Consider the following 10,528-nt stretch of genomic DNA (forward strand, 5'->3'; position numbering starts at 1 on the left):
CTGCTGCGGTCTCCAGCATGGGGGTTCTCCTCTCTTTCATTTTGTGGTGAATCAGACGCCTGTTCGACCAGTTTTTAGGCGGAGCACGATCTCGGATACTTAGCGTTCTCTTCCGGGTCGTTGTTTGTTGGCTGCCGGCCCATGGGCCCACCTTTATCTCGCATCAGGCCGGCAAGGAATGTGCCGGCCACTTAAAATATTGATTTATAGCAACTTTCGCAGGTTACGGTGGGACCATCGCGACCCTATTGCCACGCCCTTTGCCACAGGTGTGGCGGCCTATCGTGCCGGTCTGGACGTTCAACTCAGCGCGTTATTTCGCTCAGGTTTGTAGTCTTATCACAGTAGCGGCCGTTGCGCGTGCGGCCGGTGGTATTCGCATTTTGTCGACAACGGGACTACGTCAAAAGTATATGTTGCACATACACAAGCCCCGCGCGACATTCGAGGAGCCGTAGGAGATTTGCCAAAAGTTAAGGAACCAGACAAGCGAGTGACGGCGGGTTGCAACGCCTGCTGGACCCCATGTATTGCATCGCCCACAACCGATTTTCCACCGCGGCATATAAAACGAAAACGACTGGAGGAGAAACCGATGTTCACACGAGCAAACGGCACCCTGATCGCCGTCGGCGCTCTCGTCGCCGGCATGGCCGGTAGCGCGCACGCCAGCGTCATCCATACGGACCTCGATCAGACGCTATCCGATACGCCCTATACACTCTCGCTGGGCGCCGATTCGGCATTCGCCCTGCGCTCGGTCGACGACGGGAGTGGCGGCCACGATCTTGCGCTGTCCACGCGCGGCGGCGGCCAGGTGGCCGGCAGCAGCCTTTTCGGCAGCTACGAGTACATCGACAAGTTCGCCGCCGGCGACGAGATCGGCGATACGACCGCCGACTTCATCTCCACCTCGCCGGCGGGCACCTATGCCGATATACCGACGGCGAATGACCTGGACACGCCCTATATCGGCCTCAGCTATCTCGTGAACGGTCTCACCCACTTTGCCTATATCGGCTTCGTTCAATCGGTCGACGGGTTCAGCCTCGCCGACTACGGCTATGAAACCGAAGCGGGCCAAGCAATAACCGCGGGGGCGACCGGCACCGCGAACGATGTGCCGGCACCCGGCGGTTTGTTCGGCGCCGTCGCCTTGGCGGGCCTCGCCCTGATCGGATTCAGCCGTTGGCGCATGTCCGACTGACTCTCGTCTATTAAGCGAGCCCGCTCTTTTTTCTTTTCGCGAGCCAGGGGGCCACATGTCGTATCAGGACAACGATCGATCGCCCGGTGCGGCGCGATTCACGCGCCGCGATTTTCTCAAGACGACGGGGCTCGGCGTATCCGGCGCCGCGCTCTGGGCCATCGCCGCCCGGACCGGTCTGGCCGGCACGGGCCAGATGGCCGGGCGTCCGGCCATCGCCGAGACCTGGACGGTTAATGCCGGCCAACCCGGCCCGACCATCCCGTCCACGCTCTATGGCCTGTTCTTCGAGGACATCAATTACAGCGGTGTCGGCGGGCTGTATGCCGAGCTGCTGCGAAACCGCGGGTTCAACGAGGACCCGGACCGCCCGGTGCACTGGTCGGCCGTGGCCGGGCAATCTTCGGCGGCGCGCATCGCGCTCGACCGAAACGTGCCCTTCAACGATGCACACCCAAAGTCGCTACGGCTGGATATCGTCGACGGCGGCGAGCGGGTCGGGGTCGCCAACGAAGGTTACTGGGGCATCCCGGTGTCGCCCGGTTCCGACGGCGACCGGCGAATAAACGAGTACACGGTGCGCCTGTTCGCCCGGGCCTCGAACGGCTACCGGGGTGGGCTAAGGCTGACGGTCGAAAGCCTCGACGGCAGCCGTGTCTATGCCTCGGGCCGCATCAATCGTATCGGCAACCGTTGGCGTGGCTACACCGCCATGATGTCCGTGGACGCCGGCGCGCCCGACACGATGGACGCACGCTTTGTGATCACAGCCGATGACGGCGACGCGGCCGGCCAGTCGATCTGGTTTGGCTGGGTATCGCTGTTTCCGCCGACCTACAACGACCGCCCGAACGGCAATCGGCCGGATCTCATGGAAAAGCTCGTGGCCATGCGGCCCGGCATTTTCCGTTTTCCCGGCGGCAATTATCTCGAGGGGCAGACCATCGCGACCCGCTTCGACTGGGAAAAGACCATCGGCCCGCCGTGGCAGCGCCCCGGTCATCAAAACACGGCTTGGGGCTACTGGTCCGACGACGGCCTCGGCCTGCTGGAGTTCCTCGAAATGACCGAAGACATGAGCACCGTCCCGGTGCTCGGCGTCTGGGCCGGCTATACCCTCAACGGCACGGTCGTACCCGAATACCAACTCGGCGAATATGTCCAGAGCGCGCTCAACGAGATCGAGTACGTCGTCGGTTCCACGAACACGACCTGGGGCGCGAAACGCGCTGCCGATGGGCACCCGGAACCGTTTGATCTAAAGTATGTCGAGGTCGGCAACGAGGACTTCTTCGACGAGTCCGGCAGCTACGACCAGTATCGCTTCCCGATGTTCTACGACGCCATCAAGCGTTATTACCCGGACATCCAGGTGATCGCGACCCAGCCCGTGACCACGCGCCAGCCCGATATCGTCGACGATCATTTCTACAGCAACCCACAGTTCTTCGTGAACAACGCGCATCGCTACGACGACCGGGCCGCCGACAAGCCGAAGGTCTTCGTCGGCGAATACGGCGTGACTACCGAGGGCCAGCCGCCCACCGGCACGCTGTCCGGCGCGGTCGGCGAAGCGGCGTTCATGACCGGCTTCGAGCGCAACGCCGACACCGTCATCATGTCGGCTTACGCGCCCCTGCTGGCGCGGGTCGGGCACAGCCAGTGGCCGACCAATCTGATCGGCTTCGACGGCCTGAGCAGTTTCGGCTCGCCCTCCTATTACGTGCAGCGCCTGTTCAGCCGCAACGTCGGCGACGCCGTGCTGCCAATCGACCGCCCCGGGCAGTCCCGGCGGATCGAGGCCGAAACCGATCGCTGGTATCAGTTGGTCGGCGTCTACGATCGCGACGCCGGCGAGACTCGGCTTTATGTCGACGGCGTGCTCCAAGACCGCCAACCCTATGCCGACAGCGACGCCTGGCGCGCCGACGGCGACTTCGCAATCGGGCGCGGGCTGTTCGGCGGCAACCCCGTGGACTTCGTGGACGGCGCGATCGACGATGTGCGCGTCTACGACCGCGCCCTGGCCGATGATGCGGCCGCCGATCCCGGCACCGACGGCCTCGTGGCCTGGTGGCGCTTCGACGCCGGCAGCGGCTCGACGGCGGCCGACAGCGCCGACGGGCACACCGGCACGCTTGAAGGCGGTGCCGGCTGGGGCGACGGCCGGGGACCGGCCTCGCTGGCGCTCGACGGGTCCGGTCAGTACGTCGAGATCGACGGGCCGGTCATCGACACCTCGCAAAGCTTCTCCGTGGCCGCCTACGTCCGGTTTAACGACGTCGGCGGATACCGCACCATCGCCAGCGTAGACGGCAACGCCGTCAGCGCCTTCTTCTTGCAGAAACGTGACGACGGCGGTTTCGCCTTCACGCGACTGCCGGCCGACAGCACGGCCGCCAACGCCGATGCCGTGATCGCCTCCTCGCTCAACGCCGACGACCTACAGGTAGTCGCCAGCCGCGATAGCGAGACCGGGCGCATCTACATTAAGGCGGCCAATGCGGACAGCAAACCGCGCTCGGTGAGCGTGCGCCTCGACGATGTGCACGCCCCGGCGTTCAGCGCCACGGTCACCACGCTCACCGGCGAACCCGACGCCCAGAACACGATCGACAACCCGGACAACGTCGCGCCGCGACAGCGCACCACCACGCTGAATCGCGAGTTCGATTACGAGTTCCCGGAGCAATCGGTCACCGTGCTGGCGCTGGACGTCGGCAACGGCTGATATCGGCACGCCGGGCGCGCGCCCGGCGATTGCGACCGATCAGCGGGTGCGCAAGCGTTTGAGACGGCGGTGGACGGTCGTGCGATCCACGCCGAGACGACGCGCGAGTTCGGACACGTTGCCGCCGCAATCGGCGAGCTGTGCCTCGAGGCCGTGCGGACCGGCCGCGTTGACGATTTCGTCCGGAAGATCGCCGATTTCAATGCTGGGCGGATCGCAAAGCGCGGCCGCAACCGCGAGCGCGTTGCGCAGCTCGCGCACGTTGCCCGGCCAGTTGTGGACGGCGAGTCGGCGGCGGGCCGCGGCCGTGAGCCGGTAGCACTCGCCGTGCTCGGCGCCGATCTCGGCGAGGATCGCTTCGGTCAAGGTATCGAAATCGGTTCGCTCGCGTAGCGGCGGCAATTTCAGCGAGGCCGCGGCGAGGCGGTAATACAGATCCTCACGGAATTCGCCGGTGGCCACGCGCCGGGCCAGCGGCGCATGGGTCGCCGAAATCAGATGAATGGCGACCGGGCGCGACTCGAGCGCGCCCACCGGCGTCACGCAGCGCTCGGCCAGCACGCGCAACAACCGGCTCTGCAACGCCAGGGGCATATCGCCGATTTCGTCGAGAAACAGCGTGCCGCCGTTGGCGGCTTCGATCAGCCCGCGCTTGCCGCCCTTGGCCGCGCCCGTGAAAGCGTTTGGCGCATAGCCGAACAGCTCGGATTCGATCAGGTGCTCGGGAATGGCCGCGCAATTGACGGCGACGAACGGCCCGGGATCGGGGCGCGCGGCGTGTACCGCACGCGCCATGACCTCTTTGCCGGTGCCGGTCTCGCCCCGGATGAGCACCGGCAGATCGCGCTGGGCGAACCGGGCCGCGCGTCGCGCCAAGCGTGTCATCGTTTCGTCCGCGCCGGCCAGGCGCGCCAACGAATCCGGCAGGTCGGGCCGGGGCTCGGGCACCGCGGCGCGGATCGTGCGCGGCGGCCGCGTGGCCGGCGGTTCGGCGCTGGCGAACAGACGCGGCTGGCCGTTGGCGTACAAAATACGATCGCGCACCGATTGGCCGCGCAGGTATTGGTCGAGTGTGTCGGCGTCCAGATCGAACAACGTGCCGATGGGCTGGCCGACGAGCGCCGCGCTGCTATGTCCGGTCAGCCCGATACGCCGTGATAGCGCGGTGAACGCCGCGTGCGTCATGCCGCGGATCGTGCCGTCGCCGTCCACCGCGATCGCGGCTTCCGGGTCGCTGTCGATGAAATCGGGCGAGCGCGACAGCCGCAACAGCCAGTGCCCCTCGGCCTGGCTCATCAAGTTGGCCAACTCCACCCGCCGCGCGGTTGCGATGACCAGATGCCGGGCGAGCTGTTGGCTCGAACGCGGCACCGCCGAGCGCAACTGCGAGATATCGACCACGGCCACCAGTTCACCCCGCGTATCGAACACCGGCGCGGCCGAGCAGGTCAGCCCGATGTGGGCCGAGTCGAAATGATCGTCCTGATGCACCGTGATCGGCTGGCGCGAAACCAGAGCCGCGCCCACCGCGCAGGTACCGCTGCGGTCTTCCGACCAGTCCGCACCGAGATACAGACCGGCCTCGCGCAGCGCCGGGTCGAGCTTGGGGTTGCGGTAATGCGCCACCGATACGCCGCGTGCGTCGGAGAGCAGCAGCACGTAGTTGTGACCGGCCACCTGCTCGTAGAGGTGGTCGAGCGCGGAGCGGCTGATACGGATCAGTTCCTCGGCCTGTTGCTGATGCTCGCGCAGCTCGCTACCGGGCACGATATAGGCATTGCCGCGCCGGCCGGGATCGAGCCGGTAATCGTTGAGGCAGCGCAGCCAGGAATTGACCACCAACGGCTCGCGCGTCGATGGCCGACCGGCGGCAACGCTCTCGATTTCCTCAAGATGGGCATTGATCGACGGCATGGCCTCACCTCCGGCTCGACGATGTCACCGGAGTGAGCCTCGCACCACACGACGTTAGTCGGCCGGCGAACACTGCTTCGCGGGCATATCAAGGCATTGGCTACACGATACAATTAGCTATCAATCCGGCATGAAAATATTTTCATGCCGGATTGATAGCGCGAGTACGCAAGCGCGTGCTCGCCGCGGCAATCGGCCGCGAAGCACTTGAAAATCAAGGACGGACATGTGCCGGCCTTGATTTTCAGGTGCGTTGAAAACAGCTGAAATTTCAGCTGTTTTGGTATCGTTTAACAATAATGCGCCACCGATTCAATCATGTCCGATATCCGCAACCCGGAACGCCCGGCCCGCGACATCGAGGTGCCGCCGGCGCCCCGCCCCGGCCCGACGGCCGTCGCCGGCGGCGTCAGCCTCGTCCTCCTGATCATCCTGTTCACCGGCTACGGCCTGACTCTAGGCTTGCTATATATCGTCGCGTTGGGTTTGGGCGTGGCGCTTTATCATGCCCGTTTCGGCTTCACCTCGGCCTTTCGCCAGCTCATGGCCGTGGGCCAGGGGCAGACCCTGCGGGCGCATATGCTGATGTTGGCCGTGGCCAGTCTGCTATTCGCGCCGTTACTGGCATTCGGCACCACGGCCTTCGGCGGGCCACTGTCGGGCTATGTTTTCCCGGTGGGGGTCTCGGTAGCCTTCGGCGGCTTCATCTTCTGCATCGGCATGCAGCTCGGCGGCGCCTGTGCCTCGGGCTCGCTATATACCGTAGGCTCCGGGCAGACCTCGATCCTGATCACGCTGTTCGGCTTCATCGTCGGCTCGGTCTGGGGCGCCCACGATTTCGGCTTCTGGTTGCAGCCGGCCTTCGTCTGGAAAAAGATCTCGCTGGCCGACACGAGTTGGGGCTACACCGGCGCGGTGATTTTCCAGTTCATCATCTTCGGCATGATCGTGGCGACTACTTGGCTGCTCGAACGACGTCTGAACCCGCCGCCCAGAAAAGGCCCGCCGAGCGAGCACGGGCTCAAGCGCGTGCTCCGCGGCACTTGGCCGCTCTGGGCCGGCGCCGTCGCCCTGGCCGTGCTCAACGCGCTCACCCTATGGCTGTCCGGCAAGCCCTGGGGCATCACCAGCGCGTTCGCGCTCTGGGGCTCGCAGGTCTTGTCGGCGCTGGGCGTGGATGTCGGCAGTTGGTACTACTGGTCGGGGCCGCATGCGGGCGGGCTGCATACGCCGATCCTCGCCGATCGCGCCAGCGTGATGGACATCGGCATCATCTTCGGCGCCATGGCCGCCTCAGCCTGGGGCGGCGCTTTCCGTATCGCCACCGAGCTGCCGTGGCGGATCGTCATCGCGCGCGTCATCGGCGGCGTCCTGATGGGCTACGGCGCGCGTATCGCCTTCGGCTGCAATATCGGCGCCTACTTCGGCGGCATCGCCTCGTTCTCGCTGCACGGCTGGCTCTGGGGTGTCGTAGGGCTCATCGGCACGATGGTCGGCATCAAACTCCGGTCGCTGTTCGGCATGGGCGTGCCGAAGCTGACCGACAGTAGTTGCTGATCCGGCTGGCCGAGCGGTTTAAAAGCATTGCTCGGCCGCGCTCGCCGATTCCATAGACGTTGTTGTAATCAAGCCGCTGGGCTAGTCGCGCGTATGGGTCGATACGCCCTGTCTCGATGAGGACACATACATACCCGTGGTTCGGAACTCGGTCGGGCTAATGTCGAAATTCCGGCGAAACACCTTCGAAAAATAATTGGGGTCGGCGAAGCCGCACTGACGTGCAACCTCGCCAACGCTGAGCGCTTCGGTGGCGAGCAATCGACTGGCCTTTCTCATCCGCTCTTGCATGATGAACTCTGCCGGCGGCTGACCTTCGCACGCCGTGAAATGGCGGGTGAAATGCGATCGGCTCATTTCCGCCAGTGCCGCCAGTGCCGTCACCGACATCGGGCAGTCCAGATGCGCCCGAACATAGTCGAGAACGCGCTGCAATTTTTCGTCCAGACCGGCGCGATCGGGACCTCCGGTTCCCAGTGCATCGTCGTAGATCGCCATGAGTGCCCGATACGCCAGCGTCGAGACGCTGCCGCTGGCCTCGTGCGCCGATTCAATAAGATCGAGACTGCAGCGCGCGACGATTTCGATCGTCTGTGGGCTCGGCCGAAATACCGGTCCGACCACGCGCAACAACATGCGATGCAAACGCAAGGCCTCCTGTCCGGTCATCGACAGCCAGAAGAATTGCCATGGGCGCCCCGGCGCAGCCCAGTAGCGGTGATTGTTCGGGATCGTCACGATCATCAGGCTGCCGGGTTCCAACCGATACTCGCGGTGCTCATAGTTGAGAAACCCGACGCCGGACATGGTGTATTGCAATACCGTGAACGGCATACGACCCCGCTTTAGTCCGTTCCAGAAATACCCGGCATCGGCGCGCGTCTCACAGCCTGTACTGGTCGGCATGACATGCAACCGATGACGCCGCCGCGGCAGCGAGACGGTCTTCATCACCGGGGAATGGCCCGCCAAGCGATCGAGCACATATTTACCCTCCACAGCACAACTCTCCTCTACCTTGGCGTTTGGTGTTGAACGTACATTAACGATCAAGCAGTAAGACACCGATTGGAAAGGGGCCGACCATCAGCTCACTTGCGCGATTGTCGGCGGTTAGAGGAGCAGGAATGAGCACATCTTTCAAGATCGCCGTGATCGGCGGCGGCAGCCTCGGCTTCACGCGTAAACTTTTTGCCGACATCGTGAGCGTGCCGGAACTCCAGGCCATCGAATTCGCGCTGACCGACATCGATGCGCACAACCTGGCGCGAGTGCGCGAGCTGCTCGATCAGATCGTTGCGACCAACGATCTACCGACGGTCGTGAGTGCTACGACCGATCGCCGCGCGGCGCTGGACGGCGCCCGCTATGTGATCAACTGTGCGCGGGTCGGCGGTCTCGAAGCTTATCGCAGCGATATCGAGATCCCACTGAAATACGGTATCGACCAGTGCGTGGGCGATACGATCTGTGCCGGCGGCATTCTCTACGGTCAACGGAACGTGCCGGCGCTGCTGGATTTCTGTCACGATATCCGCGATGTCGCCGAGCCCGACGCGCTCCTGCTCAACTATGCCAATCCGATGGCGATCAACACTTGGGTCGCAATCGATCACGGCCAAGTGAAAACCGTCGGCCTGTGCCACGGCGTTCAGAACGGCTGGCGTCAGATCGCCGATGCCCTGGGTGCGGATTCCAAGGACGAAGTGGACATCTTCTGCACCGGCATCAATCACCAGACCTGGTACACCGACATCCGTCTTCGCGGTCGCCGCATCGGACGGGACGAACTGGTCGAAGCGCTGGAACGTCATCCGGAATACGGACCGCAGGAAAAAGTGCGGATCGACGTACTCAAACGGTTCGGCTACTACTCGACCGAATCAAACGGCCATTTGTCGGAATATCTGCCCTGGTATCGCAAGCGTGGCGACGACATCAATCGCTGGATCGATCTGTCCGACTGGATTCACGGTGAAACCGGTGGCTATCTGCGGTACTGCACCGAGACCCGGCACTGGTTCGACGAAGCCTTTCCCGATTTTCTAGAGCGTGCCAGAACGCCGCTCGACCCGTCGCGGCGCACCGACGAACACGCCAGCCATATCCTTGAGGCACTGGAGACCGGACGCGTCTACCGCGGGCACTTCAACGTTAAGAACCACGGCGTAATCACGAACCTGGCGTCCGACGCGGTCGTCGAATCGCCGGGCTTCGTGGATCGATTCGGTATCAACATGGTATCGAATGTCACACTGCCTCCGGCCTGCGCGGCCACCTGCACCGCGTCCATCAATGTGCAGCGTCTCGCCGTCGACGCGGCCATCTCGGGCGATATCGAACAGTTGAAACTGGCTGTACTGCACGACCCTCTCGTGGGCGCGCTCTGCACACCGGACGAAGTTTGGACGATGGTCGACGAGATGGTGGTCGCCCAGGCGCAGTGGCTGCCGCAGTACGCAGGCGAGATCGAGTCGGCCCGCAAGCGGCTGACCCGTACGACCGTACAGACACGGGACTGGGCCGGCGCAGCGCGACAGCCAACCCGAGGTATCGAAGAACTCAAACGCGTACGCGGCCGCCAAAACGAGCAGCCCCTTGGCCAAGGTGTCGAATGAATCCACCGGCTGCGGCATATGCCATGAACAACGCCCAGTGAACTGATCGTCCAGCCGCGCGATAACCCCAATCAAAAGCGCGGTTAGCCGAAGGCGACCAATAGATAAAGACTCGGAAAATATTTCAGGAGGAGACCCATGCGATACCGCCGGCTCGGATATATCGTTCCGATCGCTCTCGCTTGCCTTGTGGCCGGACTATCCGGATGTTCGGAACGCAATAATAGCCCTAAGAATCAGGCCGCGGACGGCAAGACCACGATCACGCTGTGGTGGAACGTTGCCGAGGGCACGGAGGACGATCCACGCAGCGCCGGATGGTATCGCCTGATCAATACCTACATGAAGAAACATCCAGACATCCGGATCAAGACCCAGTCCCTGCCCTACGAACAACTCAAGCAGAAGCTGACCAACTCGCTCATGGCGGGCAATCCGCCGGACGTGGTGTCGGGGCTGAATTCCTGGCTGTCGGATTTATACCGCATGGATGCATTGCCG

Annotated in this window: 7 protein-coding genes; 5 read left to right on the top strand and 2 right to left on the bottom strand. The window is 63.7% G+C overall.

The features are described from left to right. Positions 1 to 595 precede the first annotated feature (595 nt). Complete coding sequence (locus VFJ08_RS07450) at positions 596 to 1,207, top strand: hypothetical protein (RefSeq protein WP_324996565.1); 612 nt, start codon at positions 596 to 598, stop codon at positions 1,205 to 1,207. Between the two features lie 55 nt (positions 1,208 to 1,262). After that, positions 1,263 to 3,938, top strand: coding sequence for an alpha-L-arabinofuranosidase C-terminal domain-containing protein (locus tag VFJ08_RS07455; RefSeq protein ID WP_324996566.1), 2,676 nt, complete (start codon positions 1,263 to 1,265; stop codon positions 3,936 to 3,938). 39 nt (positions 3,939 to 3,977) lie between these two features. Here the strand turns inward: VFJ08_RS07455 and VFJ08_RS07460 are convergent, their stop codons facing one another. Then, positions 3,978 to 5,852 (bottom strand): sigma-54-dependent Fis family transcriptional regulator, encoded by a 1,875-nt coding sequence (locus VFJ08_RS07460; protein ID WP_324996567.1) that lies wholly within the window; start codon positions 5,850 to 5,852, stop codon positions 3,978 to 3,980. Positions 5,853 to 6,170: 318 nt separating this feature from the next. Here VFJ08_RS07460 and VFJ08_RS07465 point away from each other — a divergent pair, with 318 nt between their 5' ends. Then, positions 6,171 to 7,409 (top strand): YeeE/YedE family protein, encoded by a 1,239-nt coding sequence (locus VFJ08_RS07465; RefSeq protein ID WP_324996568.1) that lies wholly within the window; start codon positions 6,171 to 6,173, stop codon positions 7,407 to 7,409. Positions 7,410 to 7,490: 81 nt separating this feature from the next. On the opposite strand, the gene VFJ08_RS07470 is transcribed toward VFJ08_RS07465, so the two are convergent. After that, complete coding sequence (locus tag VFJ08_RS07470; RefSeq protein ID WP_414707043.1) at positions 7,491 to 8,360, bottom strand: AraC family transcriptional regulator; 870 nt, start codon at positions 8,358 to 8,360, stop codon at positions 7,491 to 7,493. A gap of 176 nt (positions 8,361 to 8,536) precedes the next feature. Between VFJ08_RS07470 and VFJ08_RS07475 the strand changes: the two genes are divergently transcribed. Further along, complete coding sequence (locus VFJ08_RS07475; protein WP_324996570.1) at positions 8,537 to 10,027, top strand: alpha-glucosidase/alpha-galactosidase; 1,491 nt, start codon at positions 8,537 to 8,539, stop codon at positions 10,025 to 10,027. Between the two features lie 138 nt (positions 10,028 to 10,165). Beyond that, positions 10,166 to 10,528: ABC transporter substrate-binding protein (locus VFJ08_RS07480; RefSeq protein WP_324996571.1), on the top strand; the 363-nt coding region annotated here is incomplete at its 3' end.

The organism is Salinisphaera sp., from assembly GCF_035690525.1.
GTDB lineage: Bacteria > Pseudomonadota > Gammaproteobacteria > Nevskiales > Salinisphaeraceae > Salinisphaera.

Coding starts and splice junctions, on each gene's coding strand:
- VFJ08_RS07450 (WP_324996565.1), top strand. CDS start 596: ATGTTCACACGAGCAAACGGCACCCTGATCGCCGTCGGCGCTCTCGTC.
- VFJ08_RS07455 (WP_324996566.1), top strand. CDS start 1,263: ATGTCGTATCAGGACAACGATCGATCGCCCGGTGCGGCGCGATTCACG.
- VFJ08_RS07460 (WP_324996567.1), bottom strand. CDS start 5,852: ATGCCGTCGATCAATGCCCATCTTGAGGAAATCGAGAGCGTTGCCGCC.
- VFJ08_RS07465 (WP_324996568.1), top strand. CDS start 6,171: ATGTCCGATATCCGCAACCCGGAACGCCCGGCCCGCGACATCGAGGTG.
- VFJ08_RS07470 (WP_414707043.1), bottom strand. CDS start 8,360: ATGAAGACCGTCTCGCTGCCGCGGCGGCGTCATCGGTTGCATGTCATG.
- VFJ08_RS07475 (WP_324996570.1), top strand. CDS start 8,537: ATGAGCACATCTTTCAAGATCGCCGTGATCGGCGGCGGCAGCCTCGGC.